The sequence below is a fragment of the Pseudobdellovibrionaceae bacterium genome (assembly GCA_019637875.1).
Taxonomy (GTDB): domain Bacteria; phylum Bdellovibrionota; class Bdellovibrionia; order Bdellovibrionales; family Bdellovibrionaceae; genus JAHBUW01.
In genome coordinates this window covers 1-23,882 of the sequence record JAHBUW010000002.1, presented here as the reverse complement: position 1 = coordinate 23,882, position 23,882 = coordinate 1, and the positions used below count along the sequence as shown (strand labels likewise).

At 58.2% G+C, this 23,882-nt stretch carries 22 protein-coding genes; 9 read left to right on the top strand and 13 right to left on the bottom strand.

Annotated elements, in window-relative coordinates:
• Positions 1 to 68: 68 nt before the first annotated feature.
• On the bottom strand, positions 69 to 776 hold the full coding sequence (lexA, locus tag KF767_02835) for a transcriptional repressor LexA (GenBank protein MBX3016800.1): 708 nt from the start codon (positions 774 to 776) through the stop codon (positions 69 to 71).
• A gap of 255 nt (positions 777 to 1,031) precedes the next feature.
• Here lexA and KF767_02830 point away from each other — a divergent pair, with 255 nt between their 5' ends.
• The gene (locus tag KF767_02830) at positions 1,032 to 1,706 is read left to right on the top strand and encodes a hypothetical protein (GenBank protein MBX3016799.1); all 675 of its coding nucleotides are present in this window, start codon (positions 1,032 to 1,034) and stop codon (positions 1,704 to 1,706) included.
• Positions 1,707 to 1,773: 67 nt separating this feature from the next.
• On the opposite strand, the gene KF767_02825 is transcribed toward KF767_02830, so the two are convergent.
• The 7 genes from KF767_02825 to KF767_02795 form a co-directional block, all read right to left on the bottom strand.
• A complete protein-coding gene (locus KF767_02825; GenBank protein MBX3016798.1) occupies positions 1,774 to 2,448 on the bottom strand; it encodes a hypothetical protein in 675 nt (224 codons plus the stop codon).
• A gap of 166 nt (positions 2,449 to 2,614) precedes the next feature.
• Positions 2,615 to 3,187 carry a hypothetical protein gene (locus KF767_02820; protein ID MBX3016797.1) on the bottom strand — a complete coding sequence of 191 codons (573 nt, stop codon included), beginning with the start codon at positions 3,185 to 3,187 and terminating at the stop codon, positions 2,615 to 2,617.
• 27 nt (positions 3,188 to 3,214) lie between these two features.
• Positions 3,215 to 3,775, bottom strand: a complete 561-nt coding sequence (locus KF767_02815) for an NAD(P)H-dependent oxidoreductase (protein MBX3016796.1) — start codon at positions 3,773 to 3,775, stop codon at positions 3,215 to 3,217.
• Positions 3,772 to 4,566 carry a trypsin-like serine protease gene (locus tag KF767_02810; protein MBX3016795.1) on the bottom strand — a complete coding sequence of 265 codons (795 nt, stop codon included), beginning with the start codon at positions 4,564 to 4,566 and terminating at the stop codon, positions 3,772 to 3,774. The genes KF767_02815 and KF767_02810 overlap by 4 nt, the downstream gene beginning before the upstream one ends.
• A gap of 252 nt (positions 4,567 to 4,818) precedes the next feature.
• Positions 4,819 to 6,033, bottom strand: coding sequence for a hypothetical protein (locus KF767_02805; protein ID MBX3016794.1), 1,215 nt, complete (start codon positions 6,031 to 6,033; stop codon positions 4,819 to 4,821).
• 163 nt (positions 6,034 to 6,196) lie between these two features.
• Positions 6,197 to 7,927 carry an ABC transporter ATP-binding protein gene (locus KF767_02800; protein ID MBX3016793.1) on the bottom strand — a complete coding sequence of 577 codons (1,731 nt, stop codon included), beginning with the start codon at positions 7,925 to 7,927 and terminating at the stop codon, positions 6,197 to 6,199.
• A gap of 114 nt (positions 7,928 to 8,041) precedes the next feature.
• Entirely contained in the window at positions 8,042 to 8,695 is a 654-nt protein-coding gene (locus KF767_02795) for an HAD-IA family hydrolase (protein MBX3016792.1), read from the bottom strand.
• Between the two features lie 27 nt (positions 8,696 to 8,722).
• Between KF767_02795 and KF767_02790 the strand changes: the two genes are divergently transcribed.
• Both KF767_02790 and KF767_02785 read left to right on the top strand, forming a co-directional pair.
• Positions 8,723 to 9,412, top strand: coding sequence for a class I SAM-dependent methyltransferase (locus KF767_02790; protein MBX3016791.1), 690 nt, complete (start codon positions 8,723 to 8,725; stop codon positions 9,410 to 9,412).
• 272 nt (positions 9,413 to 9,684) lie between these two features.
• Positions 9,685 to 10,107 carry a hypothetical protein gene (locus KF767_02785; GenBank protein MBX3016790.1) on the top strand — a complete coding sequence of 141 codons (423 nt, stop codon included), beginning with the start codon at positions 9,685 to 9,687 and terminating at the stop codon, positions 10,105 to 10,107.
• 33 nt (positions 10,108 to 10,140) lie between these two features.
• On the opposite strand, the gene KF767_02780 is transcribed toward KF767_02785, so the two are convergent.
• The 3 genes from KF767_02780 to KF767_02770 form a co-directional block, all read right to left on the bottom strand.
• Complete coding sequence (locus tag KF767_02780; GenBank protein MBX3016789.1) at positions 10,141 to 10,881, bottom strand: alpha/beta hydrolase; 741 nt, start codon at positions 10,879 to 10,881, stop codon at positions 10,141 to 10,143.
• A complete protein-coding gene (locus KF767_02775; protein ID MBX3016788.1) occupies positions 10,881 to 13,613 on the bottom strand; it encodes a pyruvate dehydrogenase in 2,733 nt (910 codons plus the stop codon). Before KF767_02775 ends, KF767_02780 begins: the two co-directional genes overlap by 1 nt.
• Positions 13,614 to 13,798: 185 nt before the next feature.
• On the bottom strand, positions 13,799 to 14,788 hold the full coding sequence (locus KF767_02770; protein MBX3016787.1) for an energy transducer TonB: 990 nt from the start codon (positions 14,786 to 14,788) through the stop codon (positions 13,799 to 13,801).
• A 147-nt stretch (positions 14,789 to 14,935) separates the two neighbouring features.
• Between KF767_02770 and KF767_02765 the strand changes: the two genes are divergently transcribed.
• Genes KF767_02765 through KF767_02755 form a run of 3 tightly spaced genes read left to right on the top strand, consistent with a single transcriptional unit; the run spans position 14,936 to position 17,201 of the window.
• Positions 14,936 to 15,694, top strand: a complete 759-nt coding sequence (locus KF767_02765) for a Stp1/IreP family PP2C-type Ser/Thr phosphatase (protein ID MBX3016786.1) — start codon at positions 14,936 to 14,938, stop codon at positions 15,692 to 15,694.
• Between the two features lie 19 nt (positions 15,695 to 15,713).
• The gene (locus KF767_02760) at positions 15,714 to 16,718 is read left to right on the top strand and encodes a M23 family metallopeptidase (GenBank protein ID MBX3016785.1); all 1,005 of its coding nucleotides are present in this window, start codon (positions 15,714 to 15,716) and stop codon (positions 16,716 to 16,718) included.
• 12 nt (positions 16,719 to 16,730) lie between these two features.
• A complete protein-coding gene (locus KF767_02755; GenBank protein MBX3016784.1) occupies positions 16,731 to 17,201 on the top strand; it encodes a hypothetical protein in 471 nt (156 codons plus the stop codon).
• Here KF767_02755 and KF767_02750 read toward each other — a convergent pair.
• A complete protein-coding gene (locus tag KF767_02750; protein MBX3016783.1) occupies positions 17,195 to 19,471 on the bottom strand; it encodes a hypothetical protein in 2,277 nt (758 codons plus the stop codon). The genes KF767_02755 and KF767_02750 overlap by 7 nt on opposite strands.
• Positions 19,472 to 19,706: 235 nt before the next feature.
• Between KF767_02750 and KF767_02745 the strand changes: the two genes are divergently transcribed.
• Positions 19,707 to 20,735: a hypothetical protein gene (locus KF767_02745; protein MBX3016782.1), complete on the top strand. Its 1,029-nt coding sequence runs from the start codon at positions 19,707 to 19,709 to the stop codon at positions 20,733 to 20,735.
• Positions 20,736 to 20,742: 7 nt separating this feature from the next.
• Here the strand turns inward: KF767_02745 and KF767_02740 are convergent, their stop codons facing one another.
• Positions 20,743 to 21,480 carry a response regulator transcription factor gene (locus KF767_02740; protein MBX3016781.1) on the bottom strand — a complete coding sequence of 246 codons (738 nt, stop codon included), beginning with the start codon at positions 21,478 to 21,480 and terminating at the stop codon, positions 20,743 to 20,745.
• A gap of 244 nt (positions 21,481 to 21,724) precedes the next feature.
• On the opposite strand from KF767_02740, the gene KF767_02735 reads away from it, so the two are divergent.
• The gene (locus tag KF767_02735; GenBank protein MBX3016780.1) at positions 21,725 to 22,633 is read left to right on the top strand and encodes a hypothetical protein; all 909 of its coding nucleotides are present in this window, start codon (positions 21,725 to 21,727) and stop codon (positions 22,631 to 22,633) included.
• A 76-nt stretch (positions 22,634 to 22,709) separates the two neighbouring features.
• Positions 22,710 to 23,882: HAMP domain-containing histidine kinase (locus KF767_02730; protein MBX3016779.1), on the top strand; the 1,173-nt coding region annotated here is incomplete at its 3' end.

Here is a 23,882-nt window from a genome sequence, read left to right as displayed (position 1 = left end):
GAAAGGACTCGCCGTCCGCGCACGTCGACGACGCGGCAACGCAGTCAGCTGGCTTTTGAGGGCAGTCTCTAAAACTTCCGGATGAGTCCGACGACTACGCCTTGAATTTTGACGAGATGAGGTGCGTACCACATCGTTTTCATGGTGGAGTTGGCGGGTCGCAGTTCAACCTGCTTTTCCGAGCGGCCGGGACTGTTCTGGAAGTAGAAACGTTTGACCGTCGATTCGCCGTCGACGGTGGCGACCACGATTTCGCCATTGGAGGCGGTGGTCTGCTTCTGCACGAGGATCAAGTCCCCGTCGAAGATGCCGTCTTCGATCATCGACTGACCGGAGACCTGCAGGGCGAAGGTTTTCTGCGGATTGCGTACAAGCGAGAGCGGCACATCGATAAATTCGTTGTCCGTCATCGCCTCGATCGGAAGACCGGCGGCGACTTTGCCGAGAAGCGGCAGCTCACAGGCTTCGACCGAGCGCGGTTCATTGCGTTCGCGCGGCGCGGGCGCGGACTGTGCGCGCTGCGTGCGGATGCTTTCTTGAACCGCGTTCGCTGAGTGAAGCACCACGATCGCGCGCTTCTGGTGCGACGGAATCTGGATGTAGCCTTTGTTCGTCAGCTGCTTCAGATAATTCTGAACCGAGTTGAACGAGGCGAATCCGAAATGATCGCGGATCTCTTGGTAGGAGGGCGAGATGCCGTTGTCGGCGAGGCTCGCTTCGATCATGGCCAGGACGCCTTTTTCTTTTTCCGTCAGCGGGGGGAGGGGCTTCTTCATTCCAACGCGTCCTTTCCATCATCGGTCGCGGGGAAATGCCCGTCGCGACTTACACTGAACGTACAGTGTAAATTCTGTGTAAGTCAAAAGCATTTTCGCAAGTCTTGGGCTTCGGTCTTGGTGGGGCGAGGCGTGAAACCTCAGGTTTACCGAGTCTTCACCGATTTCAAAGACTTGCGGTGAATCTCCGTGGTTCTTGATTCACGCGTCGCAAGCGGTTAAACGCGTGGGATCACCTTCTCAAGGAGTTCTTCGATGTCGACCATGAACGCCGTCAGTCCGGCCGCTTCTCCACTCACGTTGGGTCAGCTTTTCGATCGGGGTTGGAACAGCATCAAAGGGCAAATCGCGCTTGTCGCGGGCCTCAGCCTGGTGATGCTCATCGGGGTGATGGCCACGGGTTCGCTCCCGTTTCTGGGCTGGGCGATCAATGCTTTGATCGGCGTCGGTTACATCGCGTGCCTGATGCGTTTGCGTCGCGGTCAGCAGTTCGAGTTCGCGGATTTCCTGTGGGCGTTCCAGAATATGAATCGCCTGATCCACGTCATTTTGGCGGCGCTGATCGTGATGATCGCGATCGTCATGGGTTTCATCTTTTTGATCATTCCGGGGATCTGGCTCTGGGTGATGTTGTCGCTGACGACCGTCGTGCAGGTGAAGCGCGATCTGGACGGCGTGGCGGCGGTGAAGGCGTCGTACGATCTCGTCACGGGCAACTGGTGGCGCGTGTGCGGAATGATGAGCTTCATCGTGCTGCTGAACATCGCGGGCGCGCTGTGCCTGATGATTGGTCTGCTCGTCACGATGCCGATCTCGTATCTGATCATGATCGAGATGGTCGACGATCTCGAGCGCCAGAAGGGGATGATCCCCGCCGATCCCGCCGGGGCGCCCTCGACGCCGGGAAATTTCCAGGTCAATCCGAGCTAAGCTCTTAAAAACAAAAACCCGAACCGCAGCCGGTTCGGGTTTTTTTGTTTTGCGATGAAGCCCTGACTTATTGCAGTTCCGTCATCATTTGTTGGATGGAGCGGCTCGAGAGCGTGTTCCAAGTGAGCTGCCATTCGCCGAGTTTCACGATCTTGCCCTGCGAGTTGCTGCGACGAATTCCGATTTGACGGTAGTCGTGAGTACCGCCGATGACGACTTCCAGTGCGACATCCGCGCAGTCCGTCGTGTAGCAAGCGGCTTGGTACAGAACCTGGAAACCACCGACTTGGGCACTGCTCCGTTGAGTGTAACCACCGTTGGTATTCATCGCGGCGCTCAGTTGCTGCGACTGACCGTTGATCTGGACGGTGAAGATCAGAGAGCTGTATCCGCCGATGTTGCCACCGCAGATGTACTGACCGTACTGATTATAGCAGTTGGCCTGTTGATTACAGACTTGCTGATACCCGTTCCAGTAACATTGGTTATTGATATGACCGGTGCCGGTGGGCTGGATGTTCGAGATCGTCAGGCTCACGGGATAACCGCTCAAAGTGGTGTTCGAGCTCACCGCGTAACCGTCGCTCGTGAGTGATCCCACGTTGAGGTTCGTATCGCCATCGCTCGATTTCTTACCGCAGGCCGCGAGTCCCGAAGACAGCACGACGGCGAAGAACGAAATCACGAGTCCGATCTGAACGTAATGCCACACGGGGTTTTCTGATTTCCAATACCGCACCATGGGTGCCTCCTAAAAATATTGAGTCCAACACCTCTTAGTGCAGCGGGCGTGCCAAGTTGATGCACGCAATCAGCGGGATTTATCGGTGAAAAAGTGGAGGAAGTATGGAATCCGCCCGCCCGGGGACATGGCGCGGGAGTCGCTGTCAAAATCTTAGACAGGTCCTTTATTCAAGATCGGCGTTCACAAGGACACGAATGCCCTTACAGGATTTCACCGCGAGCGCCTGGGTCTTCATCAGGCCGCTCCCGATCAAATAGGCGCCGCATTTCATGAAGTAGGCGCCCTTCGTCAGGGCGAGAGGGTCCGGTCCGCAGGCGACGCCTTTGTCGGCGATCAGGATCGAGCCGTTTTTCAAAAGCGCGGGGATGGGAACTTGTTTGGTCTTCATGGGGCGGTAGGCGGTGTACTTCGGAATGGCGCCCGCGAGCTCGGTGATCGTGGGGACGCGCTGAAGGGGGCCGGTCATCAGGGCCTCGCGCTCGAAGACCTCATACAGCGAGTACATCTTCCAGTTGTCGGTCTCATTGTGCATGCGGAGCTGGGTTTCGAGCAGATCGCCGCAGACCCGTTGGAGCTTGGGGGAAAGCGACTTGAGCTGAGTACGCATTTCCGCGGCCTCGGCGTAGCTGGCGAGGACCTCGGGATTTCGCGCCGAGATTTTAACGGGCTCCGCCGCCCGCAAAGGGTTCACGAAGAAAAGCACGATCAGCAAGACCAGTCGCATTTGATTCCGCATGGCGCGGTGGAGTGCAAGTTCCGGGCTCTATTTACGGAAGCGCTCAAACCACTTCAGCATCGACTCCGAGAACTTCTGGACGAGCGCGAGGCTTTTCGGGTCCGCGAAATCGCCTTTTTCGTCCATCAGCTTGCCGGAATTTGCCAGGTACATCTCGGGTTGCGGCATCAAGAAGGTGTTCAGGGTAGGGAGCAGCGCTTTCAGCTGCAAGTGGGAAGCGAGGCCGCCCATCGAGCCCTGGCTGTGGCTGATGGCCGCGACCGGCAGGTTCGCCCAGGCGTTGTCGCCCTTGGGCCGCGAGCCCACGTCGATCGCGTTTTTCAAGCAGCCCGGCAGGCTGCGGTTGTACTCGGGGGTGACGAACAAAACGCCGTCGCTTTTCTTCAGCGCCGCGCGGAACTCGAGCCACGAGTTGGGCTCTTTCTTTTCGGTTTCGAGATCTTCATTGTAGAGCGGCAGATCGCCGATGTTCAGGATTTCGAAATCGCCCGCGTCGCGATTGAGCTCGATGACTTTGAGCGCGATCTTGCGGGCGATGGATTCTTTGCGAAGGCTACCGACGAGGACCGAAATCTTGGGTTTGCTCATGGAGCGCAATGTGCGCCCGATTGCGGAGCAAGGCAACTCTGAAGGCGGCGCGCGGTTTCACGCAGCCACTCCAGATGCGTCGGGACGTTTTCATACGAGGCGAAATCGTCGCGGTAGCCCGAAGCCACCCCGAAGACGAGAAGCTCGTTGCCGACTTCGACAAAGCCCGGTCCGCCCGAATCTCCGCCGGCCATGCCGCCCACGGCCAGACGGTACTCGTCATTGGTGCGGATCGTGGTCGGGCGAACGAACGTCACCATGCCGGTCTTTTCATCGCGCGCGCTGTGCACGAAGGTTTTGAACGAACGCAGCAAACGTGAGCGCGGCTCGGAGGGATCTCCGTAGTATTTGATGTTGCCGAAGCCCGCGATGGTGACCGGTTGCTTTTCGCCCAAGACCGACAGGTCCGTCAGCAGTGTCGCCGGTTCGAAGTCCGAGGGGGCCTCGTCCTTCAAACGCACGAGCGCGATATCGTGAAGATCGCCTCCGCCATAGGGAATTTTGTAACCCTCGTGCGGGATCACTTGGCGCACGTCACGGGCGCGCGACTCCATCCAGTCGTGGGTACCGTCTTCGGCGCGGTGGAAGTTTCCGAAGTAGATGCGGAAGCGCGAGGCGGGATAGGGCTCGCCGTTCTCGAGATTCACCACGCAGTGAGCGGCGGTCATGACCAGATCCTGCGCGACCAACGTGCCCGAGCAGAGCCCGCGTCCGGTCTCCATGAATCCCGTATGCAGCAGCATCACGGTCGAACGCGCGATCCGGTCTTGCGGATTCACGATCTGGCCCATGATGATCCCATGTGCGGATCCACTCAAAACCAGCCCGAACCCGAGCGCACCCCAAGAACCCCAACCCATAGCGACTCCCTGTTACGGACGTCGACAATCGGGGAAGAATTTCCCATACCGGTGCGCCACCCGCGCTCCGTTCGATCTCTCAACGTCCGTGCCCCGGAACTGCAGGAAGGGTACCACGTACTTTCCGGAAGGTAGCAGGTACCTTCCAGAAGGTACCACGTACCGCACGCGGTACGTGGTACCCTACGGGACCCGGAACCAGAGGTCGAAGAGCAGATGGAGGCGGCCGTCCGAGGTGCGGATCGCGCTTTTCAGGGCCGTCAGATTGCCGTAGCGATCGGCTTCGATGTAGCGGGCGTTGTAGTGCAGGTCGATGACTTCGACTTGGCGGTCGGCGAGCGGTAGGAGCTCGTCCGGGGTCGCGATGGCGTCGGCGTTTTCGTCGTTCCACAGACGTAATCGAGGGAAGATGGAATCTTTCGCCGAGATGTAGCCATCGCCGTTTTCGTCGAATTTGCGGAGCGCTTCGTAGCCGTTCGGCGCGAACCGGCCATCGGGACCGCGCGTATTGTTGCCGAAGAGTTCGTCGACGCCTTTCACCTCGCCCGCGGCGTTCGGCAGCGTGATGAACAGATAGGATTTTTTCTTGAGCCAGCTGATCTTCAACTTCGTGTGCGGCGCGGGTTTTGCGCGCGCGCCCGCGATGTCGAACCAGCGACCATCGGTCACGGGGTTCGTGAGCTCGAAGCTGCGGAACTCGTCGTGATCCTCGTTGAACGCGATCAAAAGCGGCGAGTGGCATTTGCCCGCCCAATAGTTCGGATCGGATTCAACGTTGTTGCGATCCGCGCACATGGGAATTCCGAACTCCTGGCAGTGGGTATCATTCGCCGCGCAGTTCACGCCGCCGCCGCCCGAATTGTTCGTGGGCGCGTAGGATTGATAGTTCGTGACGGTATTTCCGGAAGGTGCATTTCCCATCGCGCCGATCATGCCCATGAAAGCACCGAAGAGCGCCGCGATGTTGGCCTCGCCGCCGCCGTTCGTTGGGCCGGGAGTGGTGGTGATCGTCACCACGGGCGGGGGCACATACCAGTTGGGGCCGCGTGCGACCCCATCCACCACCGAGACCTCACCCATGGCGCTGCCGGCTCCTACCGGAATGACTCCGGAACCCGGTCCGAAAACGCCGGGCTCGGTGATGATGATCACGCCTTCGCCGTTCGGGCCGGTGACGGGGATTTCGCCTTCGGTATCGAGATCATTGCGGTCTTCGAGCGCGCGAAGCTTGGGTGCTTTATGAAGATAGATGTAGGTCGCTTTCCCCTGAAAGACCGAGCGTTGGGTAAGGAGTTCGGATTTCGCCACCGGATCGATGAACTCGAACGACCGACCGCAGTTTTGAAAGAATAAAGAACAGGCCGCTAAGCCAAGGATGCTGACCCCACGTTGCTTCACTTGAGCCCCCTCAAGATCTCCCCAGATCCGAGCGAAGAAAGCTAAGAGCAAACGTTGAGCCGAGACGGTCGCGCGCCCTTTTCGAGTTGGCGCCCGCGCTGTCAATCACCGCGAGTTCACCTCGCGGAAAGTTAGACAGCGCCTTGAAAAATCTGTGACGGGATTAGTGCGAGAGCAGATCCTTCGGGATCCCCTTCGGAATCGCGTCGAGGAGCTTCTTGGTGTAGGGATCCTGCGGATTTTCATAAATGCCGAGCGCGGTGTTTCGCTCGACGATCTTGCCGTTGTACATAACGGCGACTTCGTCGGCGATGAACTTCACGACCGCGAGATCGTGGGAAATGAAAACGTAGGTCAGGTTGAACTGCTCTTGCAGATCCAGGAACAAGTTCAGGATCTGCGCCTGGATCGAGACGTCGAGCGCCGACACGGACTCGTCACAGATGATGAATTCGGGGTTCACCGCGAGCGCGCGCGCGATGCCGATCCGCTGTTTCTGCCCGCCCGAAAACTCGTGCGGATAACGGCTCAGCATTTCGGGTTTGAGACCCACGACACGCATCAGCTCCGCGACGCGGTCGGTGCGCTCGCTTTCGCCGTCGCCGATTTTGTGGATCTCGAGCGGCTCTTTCAGGATCGAGGCGATCGACATCCGCGGGTTCAGCGAAGCGAAGGGATCTTGGAAGACGATCTGCATCTTCCGGCGCATTTCGCGCATGTCGGTCTTCGAGAGCTTCGTGACGTCGGTGCCGTTGTAGATGATTTCGCCCTCGGTGGGTTCGATCAAGCGCAGGATCGAGCGACCGAGCGTGGTCTTGCCGCAACCCGATTCGCCGACCAGGCCGAGTGTGCGGCCTTTCTTGATGTCGAGATCGACGCCGTCGACGGCGTGAGTGTACGACTTCACGTTGCCCCAGAAGCCGTGCTTCGCGGGGAAGAGCGTTTTCACGCCGCGCACTTGCAGCAGGGTGGAGCCCTCGTCTTTGGGTTTTTCGGCTTTCGATTTCACTTCCAGACGAGTTTCGCGCGCAGTCTTTTCGCTGCCGTCGTCGTTCATGAAGTCCGCGAGGACGGGCAAACGTTCGGGGTTTTTGTCGAGCGCCGGACGGCACGCCAGCAGCCCCTTGGTGTAGGGATGCTCGGGCTGGTTGAAGAGCTTCGCGGTTTTGCCTTGCTCGACAATTTCACCGCGGTACATGACGAGCGCTTCATCCGCGATGTCCGCGACGACACCCAAGTCATGGGTGATGAAGAGCAGGCTCATGTTGTACTGCTGTTGCAGGTCCGCCAGCAGCTTCAGGATCTGTTTCTGGATCGTCACGTCGAGCGCGGTCGTCGGCTCATCGGCGATCAGCAGGCTGGGATTGCAGGCGATCGCCATCGCGATCATCGCGCGCTGGCGCTGTCCACCGGACATATGGTGGGGATACCACTCCATGCGTTCTTGCGGCTTCGGAATGCCGACGTTGTGGAGCAGCTCGATGCCACGCGCCCAAGCTTCCTTCTTCGTCATCTTTTCGTGCTGAATCAAAGTTTCGACGAGCTGATTGCCGATCGAATAAACCGGGTTCAGCGAGGTCATCGGCTCTTGGAAGATCATCGACATTTTTTTGCCGCGGATGTCGCACATGCGCGACTCGCTGACGTTGAGCAAATTTTCGCCGTCGAGCAGAACTTCGCCGCTGCGGATGAGCGCCGGGGGCGAAGGCAAAAGACGCATGAGCGCGAGCGAGGTGACGGACTTTCCCGAACCCGACTCGCCGACGATCGACAGGGTCTTGCCGCGCGGAATGCTGAACGAGACGTTCCTCACCGCTTTCACGAGACCGTTTTCGGTCGCAAAATCGATGGACAGGTTTTTAACATCAATCAGGTTCGGCGAGGCTTTAGTCATGCGCGGCAGACTGCAATTTCCCGGGGGCCAAGTCAAAGAATAGGGAGGGCGTTTGCGCTCATTTTAGGCAGAATCTTGGCGGGGCGTTATGAGCCTTATAAAAACCGAGAATTCTTACCGCGAGAGGCGCCGAATTTCACCCGGAAGATCCTCGTAACGATGGAGGATGCCGTCAGGTCTCAGGGCCTCGAGCTCGGGCAAGTTCATATACCCGAAGCTGACGGCCAAGGACTTCGCGCCACAGGCCTGGGCTCCTAAAACGTCAGCATCGCTGTCGCCGATGACGAGGACCTCTTCGGGCGCCACGCCGACGCGCTGAAAGCACTCGGTGAAAGGAAGCGCGTCGGGTTTTTTCTTCGGGAAACTTTCGCCGTGGATGACGACCGACCAAGGGTGCGCATCGAGTCCCGTGAAACGGATGACTTTCGCGGCGGGTTTGCCGGGCTTATTCGTGATGATGGAAAGACCGCCGCGCCATTCTCGTAAAAATTGATCGACACCCGGATAAAGTGTCGCGGTCGTCCCAGAGATTTCGTCATAAAAACCGAGGAACTCGTCATAGGCGGCTTGGAGCTCGGGCGAGTTCTTCTGGAAACCGAACAGATTGCAGAGCAGAGTCCGTCCGCCGTAACCGATGCCGTGGCGGGTTTCCTCAAGTGTCGGACGGCGAAAGCCCCGTGCGACCGCCAAGGCGTCGGCCGTCGCATGGATTTCGGGCAGGGTGTCGGCCAAAGTGCCGTCCAAATCGAAGACGAGGTGTTTGATCATCCTAGCCAGGGAGGCTACTGTGCGCCCATGGACCGTGTCACTTCCGATTTGATCGCGCAGTTTCATCAGGATTTCCCTCAGCCCTGGCGGTTTCCGGACCTCATGCGGCGGGCGAAAGAAGAAGCCGCGCGCACCGAGGTCGGCTTCATGTCGCTGGGCGAAGCCGAGATGGCGATGTTCGCGCAAGCATTGAAGCTCACGGGCGCGCATCTGAAACCCGCGAAATGGGTGGAGGTCGGTGCGCTGACCGGCTATTCGGCGCTGTGCCTTCTCTCTACGCTCGCGGAGGGCAGTGAGGTGTGGACGATCGAGAAGTCGCCCGATCGTTGCCGCTTCTTGAAAGAGCTGTTCGCCGCCCCGGAGCTCAGCGGGCGTCTGCACTTGGTGGAGGGCGACTCGCGCGCGGCCAAAGCGACGCTCGAATCCCTCGGTCCTTTCGACGGAATCTTTCTGGACGGCGCGAAAGCCGAATACCAAAACGATCTGGATTGGGCCGAAAAGAACCTTCGTTCCGGCGCGCTCGTCGTCGCGGACAACGTCTTTCTGCGCGGCGCGGTCTTTCAGCCCGATGCTCAGCAAGAAGGCGATGATCGCTTTTCGGCGAAGCAAGTGCAGGTCATGCGTGGCTACCTTGCGCGTGTCATGACGCCCGCTCGTTACGAGACTTTCATGATCCCGAGCTCCGACGGGATGGCCGTCTCGCGCAAGCTGTTCTGAAGCTTCTGCTGCCCCCTGCGAAAACCAGATTTCGGCTGAGCGAAAAGAATAGAAGTTTCCCATTTATGGGAGGCCTCCGCAGCGCCAGGATGGCGTATTCATCTGCGGCGAGGCCTGGAGGGCCGTGCCTCGCAGAAATGGGAAACTTCTATTCTTTTCGCTCACTCCTTGATTTTGGTGTCGCAGGGGGCAGCAGAGGCTTCTGATTTTTGTTGCCAATCCTTTCGAGTCATTGCCGAATCGGTACGTTTGCAAATCGAAAGGACATTTTCATGCGTTTCCGCGTCTGGATTTTGGCTCTGCTGACCCTTCCCGCAATCTCTTGGGCGAATGCGCCCGTCGATGTCGACGGCGATTGGACTCTTGATTCCGTGCCTTGCGATGACGGCACCATGGGCGAGAAGCGTTACGAGACCGTCGGCCTTTCGATCAGCGGCGACCTGATCAGCGCGGTGCTGGTGAAAGACGGTTGCGAGATCACCATCGAAGGCATCGTGCAGATGGACGGCAACATCCTGTCGGCGGAGTTCGCGAGCGGTAGCTGGACCGCGTGCTCGGGCGCCATGCCGACTTACGTGCTGAACCGTTTCGAAGCCGCGCGCACCGACGAGACCTTGGAGCTCAGCGGAACGGACCTGACCCCTTTCGGCTCCTGCAAAGGCAAATCGGGAAAACTTGTTTTTAAAGGCGAATGAAGATCGCCCAGTAGACCAGGCGAATGAAGATCGCTAAACCGGCCGCGCGACTTCGATGAGGAAGTCGCGGACGGGCGGGATGTAGTCCTCGGGAAAGTCGCGCAGACCGTTCAGGTGACCCGCTTCGGGTAGGCTCAATTTACGCCAGTTCAAATTCAAATGGGGCTCGAAGACCTCGTCGATGTGTTTCGGCGGGATCAGGTGATCCTTCCAGCCGCGAATCGACAAGACCGGAAATCCCTGCGGCAGCTTCGCCAAATCCTCGGCCAGGGTTCCGCGCGCGTTCAACGACCACAGCGGCGTGAGCAGCGTCGCGGCCGCCCAGCGTGCCGGCAAGATCGGGAGTGGCGTTTCGCTGGTGTAGTATTTCACGAGGGAATCCCAGTAGCGCGCGGTGGGACCGCCGTCGCAGATCAGGGCCGCGACGTCGACCGCGCGGCGACGCCCTAAGGCTTCGATCGCGCCCGAGCTGGGGTTCGAAAAAGCGAACACGATTTTACGTCCGGGGATCTCGTTCAAGAGCTGCTCGACCTGATCGGCCCAGACGTGTTTGTAGCCGAGACCGCGTTGCGACGAGATCACGCGGTTCGGAAAGCCGAGGACGCTCGTGTCCATCTCGACGTCGACCGCGTCGAAGCCAAGCTCATTCGCGAACTCCACATGACGACGGATCTGCGGTTTCTTCCCGCCGTAAAACGGGATGAACAGGATCGTTTCTTGATAGAGCTTTTTCGGAGCCGGATGAAACTCGGCTCCGAAACTGAGGGACAACATTAGTGCTGATTCTCGGCGCGCTGGGGCCACAGGTCGGTCCACTGGCCGGGATTTTGTCCCGCCGCCGCGCGAACTTCGCCGAGCACAGCCTGGCTGACCTGCACGTTTTCCAAAGCCGTTTCGCTGAGGACTTTACCGCAGGCTTCCACGACCGCCGCCGCATCGATGTGGTGATACGCGTAGACGTCTTTCGGGCGTCCGCACTTCGAGTGCTTGCGCACCGCGAGCGACTCTTGTTTCACGCCGACGATGGAGCCCAAGTTGTCGAGCAGACCCGCTTCGCCATCCGCGACGCTGACGATCGGCACGCGGCGACCGGCGACGGTCACGAACTCGTGTCCGTTCAGCTGTTCGGTCGGATGCGCGATCAGATCGCCGTTCACGCCCAAATTGTTTTTCAGGTAAGCGTAGTCGTTTTCGTGAGCCTGGATTCCGCACAGCAGATCCGACGAGGTCACGACGATGACGTTCGCGTAAATGCCGTGGGCGAGGAGCGCCTCGGACGCCTTCAGCGCTTCGGTGCACATCGAACCCATGGCGAAGACGTTCACGACGTTGTCGCCGGGCTCGTAGCCCGCGTAGCCGCGGTAATCCACCAAGTAGTAGGCGCCCGCGAGCACTTCTTCACGCAAGGTCGACAGGATCGTCGCTTCGTCCACCGCCGGAACGTCCGCTTCGTTCGCGGCGCCGTTCAGCAGGAACTCCGCACGGCCCAAGGCTTGGGACTGATCCTGTTTGAAACGCAGTTGGCGTTTCAAGTGCAGCATCATGTCCTTCTGCTCCACGCCGCGGGTCACGCCGCGGATCAGAACGCCGTTACGTCCCACGTTGTCGTAGGTCATGTGGCGTTTCACCGCGTCCGACAAAATCCAGTCGAGCTCTTGGCAGAAGAAAGGTTCCCACGTGATCTGGTTCGGGATCTGAATGTCCGACTTCCAGCCGTGCTGCGCGCCTTCCGGCGACAGGGTCACGCCCGAGGGCGTTCCCACCAGGATGAAGCTCGATTTCCAATACAGGTTGTAGAAGTACTGATCCAGCGCGCGTTTGATGAAGAAGTCGTAGACGGTCATCAAAGGCATGATCGGGATGCCGAGCGTGTCACGCAGGCGACCGAAGCTGCCCACGCAGGACATGACGTTCGCTTCCGCGATCTCGAAACGGATGTAACGATCCGAAGGGTCTTCGCCGGGAACGAGGTCGGGAAGTTTGTTGTCCTTCACGCCGAGGTCTGCCTCGAAGTCCTGCACCACGGGGGCGCCGAAGATCTTTCCGTCCATCGCGGGGTTCAGGTTCGTCGAAGTTCCCACGTCGGGCGCCATCGAAACCAGCAGCTCGCCGGGCGTCTTCCACGGCTTTTCGGAATCGGGCAGGGCCTTCTGGCCTTGCTTCAGTTCTTTTTCGTTGAGCGGCGTATTCGCGATCCGGGTCAGCTTCGCGGTCAACTGTCCCAGCATCCACTGCGTGTGGGGATAGCTCGCCATTTTGGTCGAGATCTCGAGGCTCGGCGGAATTTCGCCGAACTCACCGAGCTTTTGCCGGAAGAACTCTTCGTTCTCGGCGCGCAGCTGGTTCTGCGCTTTGATCTCGGAGTAGAGCTTTTCGCCGCGCTCTTTCAGGTATTTGCCTTCCGCCGATTTCGCGTCGAAACGCGCGAACAAAGCGTCGCCGGTGATGCCCTGGCGTTTGCGCAGCTCTTCCATCTCTTCGTCTTGCAGGAGCGCCGAGTGGTTCCCGGGCGCCGCGGCCATCTTCAGGTTCCAGCCCTTCAATGTGTGCGCGACGATGAGCGTGGGTTTACGCGGATTCTTTTTCGATTCTTCGAGCGCGTTCGCCATGATGATCATGTCGTGCGCGCCGAAGTCGCGCAGCGATTTGTAAAGCTCTTCGTCCGAAACGGAGTCGAGGAACTTCTTCATGTTCGCGTGCTCTTTCGCGATGCCTTTTTTCAGCGCCTTCATGTCCTGGACGAGCAGCAGCGCTTGCAGTTCGTAATCCTCGAGTTCGTTCTCGAGGAAATTCTGGTAGGCGTCGCCGCCCGGTTTCTTGAACAGGGCTTGGCGAAGGGCGCCGTGACGGACCTGGATCACGTCCCAGCCGTTCGCGCGCATGGTGCGCTCGATGCGGTCGGCATCCGATCCATCCATGATCTTTTTGTTCGAGATGCGGTGACCGTCCAGCGACTGGCGGTTGTAGTCGACGATCCAGGTCAGGTTCCCGAGCTCGCGCTCGGCGAAATCGGGGATCGCCTCGAAGAGCGAGCCTTCACGGAACTCGGAGTCGCCGATGATCGCCCAGAAGTGCGCGTCGGGCACGTTGTAGCCGTGATCTTTCGCGTAACGGTAAGCGAGCGCCAGGTAGCCGGCGTTGACCGGCGGGATGCCGACGGTGCCCGAGGGGAAGAAGTTGTGGTGATCCGAATCATAGGCCGAGTGATAGGATTGGAACACGGGCTCGCCATTTTGCGAGAACTTGCGCAGCCCCATCATTGCGGTGTTCGCGTCTTCGAGCGAAACCTTCGACAGGTCTTGATTCAAGAACAGATCGAGCAGGTAGTGGTAAGCGTGATCCGAGGGCGAGGCGTGCGGTTTGTTCGCGATGTGGTCGAAACCGGTGCGCGTGACCAGGTGAAGCGCGCCCAGGATGTGCAGCGCCGAGGCGCTCGCCGAAACGTGACCACCGACTTTGGGGTCGCCCTTTTCTTTGTCGTCGCGGTGATTGGCTTGGTAAATCATCTGGGTCGCCAGGTAGTGCGCGCGACGGGCGATGCTTTCCAAAACCTCGCGTTGAGACTCAAGATTCGAAGTCGGGGTGGTCTTTGCCATTTGCGTTACTCCTCACAGGTGCGGAATCGAAAGTCGAATAATTACTCGAAGGGAAGGCTGGCGCCAAAGCAAATCGCCCTATGTGGCGCAGAGGATTAGGCCTCGAGAATGAAATCCCAGCGGATTTTGATCGTCCCATCGCCGTCGACCATGCCAGACGGGGGATTCGGGAAGGGCGCCGCAGAGCGGAACGCCTCGACGGCGGCTTCATCCAGCTCGATGACGCCGGAATTGCCGATGATTTGAACTTTGACGAGTTTGCCCGAGCGATCCAGCGTGACCAAGCAGCGCGTGATCATGTCGTCGCTGGCGGCGATTCGGCGGCCCTTTTTGTACATCTGGCTGACTTTCGAGCGGACTTTGGGCGTCCAATGCTGATTCAGCTGCGTCCGCACGCGCGAGAAGTACGTATAGAATTTGAATTCCTTCGAGCTCAAAAGCGTTTCGAGTCCCGGATCCAAATCTTTGATGTAATCGAGGGTCTGACTGGTGTCGCTGCCTTTGGTGGAGTCGTTTCCCGTGCCCGCATCGCGTTTCGCTTGGGCTTCGGCGACCTCGGCCTTCTTCTGTTTCTGCGCTTGCGCCATCAGCGCTTCCGCGTCTTCTTCGTATTGCTTTTCACGTTCCGCATGATCGGCGACCGCTTTCACGGCGTCGAATTGCGGAAGAAAACGGTCCATCGGATTCGCGGGTTTGTCGGAGCCCTCTTTACCTTGCGGTCCTTGGGTGGCGCGGTTTTGGAATTCACCGCGATTTTTCGCCACGGTCTGTTTTTCCACGCGCTGATTGTTTTTCGAAAGAAAGCGCGCGTTCGGATCGATCTCGTCGTTCAAAGCTTTGTCCGCTTGGTCGACGATTTTTTGGGTATCGTCTTTCGGCTGCGGTTTCTTCGCTTGGACTTTTTCCGTGGGTTCCGCGACCGCCGGGGCGGCGGGCGGGGGCGTCTCGACGATCTCCATCGTGATCACTTCCCGCGCCGGCTCGGTTTGCAGGCCCGACACGTAAACGGTCAGGACCAACAGCAAGTGCAAAGCCAGCGACAGAAGGATGGCTTTTTGGGTGCGCGAGAGGGAAAACGTCTTCATCACTTCCTTGATCGGCAGAACCCGCGTGGATTTCGAGTCAAAATCGATGAAATTTCGACGACAATTTTTGGGACAACTTTTCGATACGCAAACCGTCGGACGTGAGCGCCCAGCGAACCGACATTGGTCCAGTCGCCCAAATGCTTGATGTCCGGTGCGGAACCACCTACGCTGGGATTTGTGAGTTTGAAATTCGACGTCTGGTGCCGGACGGACAAGGGCCTTCGCCGTGAATCCAATCAGGATAGCTTTCTGATCAATAAAGAGATCGGCCTCTTTGTCGTGGCCGACGGCATGGGCGGGCACTCCGGCGGCGAGGTCGCCAGCCAGCTCGCGGTCCAGAGCGTGGAGTACGTGGTCTCGGAGTTCCGCAACCGCGGGATGACTCCCCGGGACCTCATCCAAAAAGCTTACGAAGAGTCCAGCCACCGCATTTTCGACCGCGCCGCCCGCGAAACTCAGCTGTCGGGAATGGGCACGACCATGGTCATGGCGTACCACCAGGGCAATTCTTTGTTCATCGGAAACGTCGGCGATTCGCGGGCTTATCTGTACCGCAAACCGCACTTGTGGCAGGTGACGGAAGATCACTCGCTGGTGAACGAGCAGCTGCGCGCCGGACTCATCCGCGAAGACCAAGTGAAACAATTCGTAGGCAGAAACGTGATTACGCGTAGCGTCGGTTATGAGCGCGAAGTCATGCCCGACGTTTTAGAGCGTCCTCTGCAAAAAGGCGATCAGTTCATTTTGTGTTCAGACGGACTTTCGGGAATGATCAGCGACGAATTGATGAGCGAAACCATGGGCTCGCGCGAGCGCGATGCCGCCGTTAACGAACTTCTCAACCGAGCGTTGGAAGCGGGCGGCGAGGACAACGTCACCGTACTTTTGTTGTCCTTCTTCTAGAATTTTCGGGGACACCGTAATGGAAAAGAAAAAACTCACCCTATGGGTCATGACCAACGAGCTGGAGCCCACGCGCAAGTGGGTCATTTCGGCGAATGGCATCAAGGTCCTGGGACTTGTCGCGGGCATCTGTGCCCTCGTGATCGTCGCGGGCGTCGTCGACTACGTGGGACTGCTCGCCCAATCCGTCGAGAACAAACGTTTGAAAGCCGAAAACGCGCAGATGATCGGTCAGCTGCAAGTCATCGAAAGTAAAGTCAGCTCACTGGAAAACTCGCTCGAGCGCGTGAAGTCCTTCACGACGAAGCTGAAACTGATCACGAACATCGATTCCGAAGACCGTAACCTCAATTTGTCGATGGGCGCCCAGCCCGCGCCGAATCAAGAGGTCGAAGACTTCGAGCAGCCCATGGCGAATCGCCCGCCGCTGCACGAGCTGGAAAAAGAGGACGCCGAGTTCGCGCAGAAAAAGCCCCTCAACGAGTTGCGCGGCGAACTTTCGACCCAGCCCGGTCGCGACTACCAGGTCCTCGCGATTCGTATCGACAAAGCGATTCAAGAGACTTCGCTCCGCGAACAAAGCGTGATCGATCTGTGGGAAGTCCTGTCCGAACGTCAGAGCCTTTTGTCGGCGACGCCGAACATCCGGCCCGCGCGGGGTTGGTCGACTTCGCGTTACGGTTACCGCATCTCGCCCTTCAGCGGAAAGCCCGCCTTCCACGCGGGGATCGATATCGCGGCGGCGCCCGGCTCGCCGGTCTTCGCTCCCGGTGACGGCGTCGTTTCCTACACCGGTTACGACGACGGTTACGGTAAGCTCGTGACCATCGATCACGGTTACGGCGTGACCACGCGCTTCGGTCACTTGTCGCAAGCCTACGTTCAAGTCGGTCAGCGCGTTTCGCGTTGGGACGTCATCGCGAGCGTCGGCAGCTCGGGTCGTTCGACGGGACCCCACTTGCACTACGAAGTGCGCGTGAATGGTATGCCCCGCAATCCGATGCTCTACATCCTCGACGAATAAGGGAGTTTTTCCGTGGAAGCGATCCGCAATCATCCCGGTGCCCGTCGCGCGCTCATCATCTGGGGCGCGCTCGTTTACTCGATGCTCATGTACATCGTGGTCGGTTATCTGCTCGTGAAGGATGAGTCCATCTCGGAGTCTTTCATCCACGATCCGCGCTCGCGGATGTTGATCCTGATCGCGCTCGTCATCATCGCTTTGGGCTTCGGGCTCTCCCAACGGATCATCTCGTACAATCGCCACTATATCCCGACGCTCCCTATAGAGAAGCGTCCGGGGCAGGCGATTTCGGCGTTCATGGTTCCGTTCTTGATCCGTATGGCGGTTCTGGAGTCGCTGGGACTCATGGGTCTGATCATGACCATGAATACGGGCGACATCTTGGCCGTGGCGATCCTTTGCGGGATCACGATCCTGGGGCAGCTCCTGCTGTTCCCCTCGGCGAATCGGATCGCCGAGTGGTCAGGTTTGTCCGCTCACTGAATCCCGTACATCGCTTGCAGCGGGTTCGGCATTTCGCAGCTCAAGTCCTTCATCCGTTGATTGATCAAAAGCGCCTGGTCGCGCTGGCCCTTCTGCGCGATGCGGGTGCGTTGCGCGGCCAGATCCGAAGGACGCATTTGCTCGCCCGTGATGCGCACGACGCCTTCGCAGCGTTGGATCAGTTTGCGATCGGTATCCGCGTCGAACAGGTTCGAGATCTGCGAGCAGAAGAACTCTTGCGCCGCCAAATGATCCATCGCGGCCGCCCACGCGAGCCACACGTTTTCCAATCGCTGGCAGGCGCGCTTCTGCACGGTTGAACCTTGCGGCATCTTGATCGCGGTCAGCGCGCTCAGCTGCTGGGACGCTTTGATGTCGTCGATGAAGCGCTGGTTGATCTCGTATTGGCCGAGACGAACCGGATAGCCGAATTTATCCTTCATGATCTGACCGTTCGCGTCCCGGCGGTAGAAATCGCCACGGCCCGCGGGCGTGCTCATGTAAGCTTCGTGTTGCAGTTGATCGAATTCGGTTTTGAAGACGTTCATCATCTGCGCCTGCTGGTTCTCGATGAAGCGCAGCCATTCGAAGGCGGGCGATCCGACTTCGTTCACCAGCCCGAAAGGTTCGATCACGGCGAAGAAATTCACCCAGCTCGAGCGCATGGAATCCGACGGTGAGAACAGCGCGCGCTTCAGGCTCAGCATCTGGCTGTGCATCTCGACTTTGTCGATGACGGCGTTTTCTTGCGAAAGCATTGTCATGATCTGCGAGATCTTTTTCGCGGTTTCGACTTCGCCCTTCGCGGCGGCCTCGTTCGACAGGAACTGACGGAACGCGGGATCGTTCTTCGACAGCTCTTGATTCAACGATGAACGCAGCTCGCGGATCAGCTCACGATTCTGGATCAGGATTTTCGAGATCGCCGTCAGGTATGAATTCCCCATCTCGGCGCAGGTCGCGGCGTTCATGCCCAGGTTCGCTTGCGCGGCGAAATCCTGGCGCAAGCTCTGTTCACTTTCGAGCAGGATCGTTTGCTCCATCGAGGTTTGGGTTTGCAGCTCCAGCGTGCGGCGGAAGTTCCCGATCGCGCGACCGGGGAACTCGGTTTCGCTCGCGGCGCGTGCGAGTACGGTCTTCGTCAGGTTACAGACGTAAGAGGCCGGGGGACTGTCTTTCAATTGCGCGAGTACGCCCGACATCGTGCGCTCGTCGCGGGTGAGCTCTTTCTGGACGTTGTCCAGGTTGCCGGCCGCTTGGTCGCGAACGCTCATCAGCAGACGAACGCGCGCACCTTGCGCGCTGTACAGATGTTTCAGGCGGTCCTGTCCGCGCGTTTGCAGTTCGCGCGTGACGGTTTCCAATTGTCCGCTTTGCGCGAGTTTCAGGAAGCGAACTTTCTCGCTGATCTTGATGTATTCGCAGACGTTTTGCAGAACGGCGTTACGCACTTCGGGGCGGCCGATCTCGATGGCCTGCTCTTTCAGGATTTTATTCCCGATCTTCGCGGCGCTGCCCGCGCCCGTGATTCCCAAAATATAAGGAAGGGCGACTTTCAGCGACGGATTCATGGACGCGCCGATGAGCGCGAACGGCGCGAAGGCGCTGATCAGATCCGTGAACGCGACGAAAACGTCGCCGGCGCTGGTGAGTTTCTGGCCGCACTGGCTATCGAGCAAAGCGTTGGACGAGATGTTGCTGCCCAGACGTTCGATGCCGCGGATGACGGTCTCCATATGGCCTTGGAAATTCGTGATCTGGTTCGACTGGGCGAGCAGATCCGGATTTTCCCAATACGCTTGCAGCGCGCCGACCGAAGCCGCGAGCGACTGCGTGTCCTGTTGCGCGCGGGCGAGGTCGGCGTTGTCCTTACATTCTTCGGGCGGGCGGACCGCGGCCTGAAGTTTGTTGATCGCCGCGAGGATTTCCTGGTGCGGGCGATTGTCGACGAGCGAACATGAGATCCCGGGGAACGACGTCGTGACCGCGGCCATCTGTCCGGGCTTGGTGGGGGTCGCGCTGATCGCCGTGGCCGCCGCCGGGGGCGTCACGGGCTTCTTCGGCTCTTCTTTGATCGGCTCGGTGATGGTGGGACGGGGATCGGGAAGCTTCGGCAGTTTGATCGTGCCCGCTTTGTTGTCGCTGCCCGAAACCGCGCCCAGGTCGACGGTGTCGTCGAGCAGGCTTTGCGCATGGGCCGAGGGTCCGTGTAGAGCGGCGGTCAGGACCATGGTCAACGACAGGCTCAGATTCAAAAGCTTCGACTTCATCGGCTCGTCCTTTCGTGCGCGCGCCCAGATCCTCGTCAAAGCTTTGGACGAGGGACGTTTTGGGGCGTCGGGAGGTCGTCCCGCCGCCGCCAGGCTTGTTCCCGGGTTCGTGACGCTGGGGATCTAAGCAAGGAGGATGCCCTGTCATTTTTTCCAGCGAGGGAATGCTCACACGACCCTGTGAAATCGGCTTGGTAAGCGGAGGCCGCAAACACCACTCTTTTAGGAGCCCAACATGACTTTGAAAGCCCTCGGTTTTGTCGTGATGTCTCTGTCCCTAACGGCCTTTGCCCAAACTTCGAACGCCCGTTACGGCGATCCCGTCGTGGATCGGATGTTTGGCGTTTACGCGGTCGGCACTTGCGATATTTACTCCCTGAAAAACGGCGAAAAGGTCGTCGTGAACCTGGGCTACAGCGAATGGACGAAAAGCAACGTCGTCTCTTTCGTCGCTTACTCGAACGAAACCCGCGACGATCTGTCGGTGCGTTTAGGTCAAGGCGTTGACAATGCGACGAGCTCGGGCGGAACCGAGACTTGGGAGACCGTCACCGCGGGCGACACGCTCACGTTCACCGAAACCTACGAACGCAAAGGCGCGCGCAGCTGGCCCGACCTTGGCTATACCACCACGATGACCTTCATCATGAAGGGCGACGATATGCAGGTCGAGTCGGTCACGAAGCGCCTGTACGGTCATGCGAAAGACGCTTCGGCTTCTTGCACGCTGAAGTCTTTGAGAAATGATCCGAACCAAATCGAGACCGAGCTGATGGCCGACATCTCGGCCGAGTACAATGCGCTGGCTCCGAACCTCGGAAACGACGCGGACTACGATCAAGCGACCGTGCAGTTCGAAACCCTGCGCTTCAATAAGGTTCCCTCGAAAGAGCAGATCCAAGAGGTCGTCGGTTCGTTGATCCTGCCCCAGAACACCGATTTCAGCGACATCGAGGTCACGCAGTTCACGAAAGCCTCGAAAGGTCAGTCGTTCGCCGAGCGCGCGCTCGCGACGGTCATCGGCATCGCGAAAGACCGCCTGAACGAGGCCGAGACTCCCGCCGAGAAAGCGCAGCTGGAGGCCGAATACGCTCCGCTCTTCAAATACGTCGAGCAACTCGCACAGTACCTCGATAACAAGCGCCCGACCGTGAAGGTCTACTTGCTGAACTGGTCGGCGAGCGACAGCGACGGCAGCGCGGTTCTCATCATCGACACCGAGACGAACGAAGCCGTGTATATCGGCGCTTACTACTTCTCTTGATGGCTTTTCAGTGAGGCTGGTCCTTTGGGACCAGTCTGAAGATGTCGCCGGTGCGGCGAATTCGTAGATTCCAATCGTTCAGTTTCTTATTGAGCTTCCATGCCAACGTATCCTGCGCACCGCGATCGACGTAATTCAAATCCCAAACTTTATGAGCCAGCTCGGACACGGGGATTAATTCGCCGTGGTGCGTCAGCAGCAGATGCAAAAAACGAAATTCCACGCGTGTCAGGACGTATATTTGTCCGCCCAGATGCGCTTTTTGAGTGACGAGATCGAGCGTCAATCCCGAACGCGAAACTTCGTGGGTCCTCAGCTTAGATGACGATTGAAGCTCAATCGCGTTCTGGATGCGCGCCTGAAGTTCCGGGATCTCCATGGTTTTCCAGAGATAGTCGTTGATCCCTTGGCGTAGGAATCTCACTTTCGTAGCGACACTTTCGTCGGACGACAGCACTAAAATCGCCCCGCAAAAACCCTTCGCCCGCAATTTTTCAACGACGAGCTGGCTTGAATTTTCCTTCAGCAATGAAAGATCCACCAGGGCCGCGTCATAGCCATCCGACGGAGGTGCGTCCTCATTGAATTCGCAGACATGATCGATCTGAAAGTGAGTCGACAGATGAGGCTGCAGCTGTTCGACGAAACGAACATCGTCTTCGAACCAAAGAATACGTGCTGTGTTTACGGGGGGGGAGTTCAAGTCCATCAAGTCATTGCAGCCGAAGCACGAGGTCGAATGCAACTGAAAATTTTCCTTTAGAGTTAGTTAAGTTTGGACTTTGGTCTTCGCCGCAGACTCTCAAAATTTGATGAGTTCACTTGCTTGTAAGGCTCTCCGACACTGTTTTTGCCGAAAGGGGTAATATATGTTGCATGAGGTTTTGAAGAAGTCGCTGAAATGGATGGTCCCGTGCGTGGGGGTGTTCGCAATCGCCGCCTGTTCGCAGAAAAGCGATAATGCAAGTAAGCCGAAGTTTGATAGTGGCATGCCTTCGATCGACAAGATCGTGGCGGACAGCACTCCGGCGGGGTTGACGGCGACGTCGTTCATGCCGTTCGGCGAGGTACGTCTGATGACGGCGATCTCTGACTACGCTTCATTTAAGGGCTGGATTCAGGAGCGCTTTTTTAACGACTGCGAAGCGAACGGGGTCGCGGGTTGCTCGGGCGTGACCTACTACCGTAGGAACGTTAAGCAACTCGATGATACGATTAATTCGATGGAGGCCCGCTTCGAGACGGTGCCGGAGTGCTTCGCCGGTGAAGCATCCGCCTCGAATAAAGCGACGTTCTCGTTGGGGGGGCACACCGAGGATTTCTATTTCAGTTGCTGGGAGAATATCTCGGGGGGGGCGGGAACGCAGAAGGCGGCCTACGGAAAGACGGCGACTCATTTTTATATGATGCGGACGATCTCGAATTCCGCGACGAGCGGAATGGTGATGATCGCGAAGGCGGACATCGCGGGCAATATTGCGGAAGTGTGGAGTGTCGCGCGTTCGGGTTCGGACATCACGACGACCCGTGCGATCGCGAATCGGACGGCACTTGAAATGTCTTACTACTTCGGGACCACCGAGGTGAACAACTGGAATGGTCTCTGCCACTTCTTCGGCCGGACCGATGGCACCGCGCTGTATTTCGATGTTGAGCGTGATAGTTCGGGTTCCTGTGTCTCGACGGGTATCACCGTTCCCGGGGGAACAGCGGATGCGGGAGCGGGCTGCGTCTTGGCCGACGATATCGATACGACTTCGTCGGGTTGCGGCTCGATCAATACGGCGCCGTCGGGATTTGGATTGACCGTGACGAACAACACCACGATGCCGACGACCTCGGACTTCGATGCGATCATCGGTTTCGATCTCGCGACCGTGGCGAGTCAGCTGCCGTAACTCACCTTCAACTTGCAGAGTTCGAGGGCGCCCTCGAACTCTCGACTCCAGGGTTTCTCCGGTTCATAATTGAAATATGAAAACTCTGACTCCACGGAAATTCGTTGAATCTCTGCGTGATCTTGTTGACGACTTAGGTGGGGAGAACTCCGAATCCCTAAAAATCCAGCGCGAACTTCTACAGTTGATCATGTTGTCGACGAGCCTCATTTCTTTGGGGTGCTCGTTCTTCTTCTATCTGAAGCTGAGAGGGGACTGGACCGTCCTTTGGGCGAACTTTTTGTTTTTTGGAATGGGGCTGACTTATTGGGGCCGCGGACTCCCAGTGAGATTTTTGTATCTGGATGCGGCTTCGGTGATTTGCAGTTATGGCGCCATCCTTTGGATCGTTTGCTTTCTCGGACCGGACTCGGGCGTGAATTTGTCTGCACTTTCGATCTTCATCATTTCGCTGATGATGTTCTTCCCCAGGCATCCGGGTTGGTTGATGCTTTCGATCGGTCTGTCGCTTTTCGCCTTCTTTAGCCCTTACTACCCTTTCATGGGCGAATTTTATGGAAGTTATCGTGTGCACGTCATGGCGATCGAAGGTGTTCGCCCCTTGGTCGAAAGCACCGTTTATATCATTATCGTCCTGAACTCGCTTCTGTTCTCGATCTTTTGGACGTCGCGCGTGCAAGATGTGAAGCGCCAGAAGGCCGAGAAGGAGTATTACGTTCGCATTTTGACCCATGACCTGAAGGCCCCTATCGTGCATTCCTTACTGGCCTTGCGCAGCTTAAAGATGCGCGGTTTGGGCGCGGAAAGGGAGATTCAGCAGATCGAGACGGCACAAGCCTCGGCGAAAGAGATCATCAATAATGTAGAGAATATGGACTTGTCGGCCCTCGTTTTAGATTCGCGTATGGCGGAAGTTCGTCTCCAGGACTGCTTGGATAAAATCTTACCGTGGCTGGAGTCACGCATCGCAGAGAAGAAGATCGTGCTCGTCGTCGATGGGATCGAGGCCGTACATGTCCTGCGTGGTCACTTTGAAAGCGTGACCTATCAAATTCTGCTCAATTTACTCACGAACGCGATTAAATTTTCTCCTCGAGGGGGGCGTATCGTGATCTCGACAGCGCGTCGTGGAAACCGTGTCGAATGGCGCATTCAGGACGGCGGGACCGGGGTCGATGAGGCTCTTCTTGAAACAATGACCCAGCCCCAGCTTGGCACGATGGGCGAACGGGGAAGTGGTCTCGGCCTT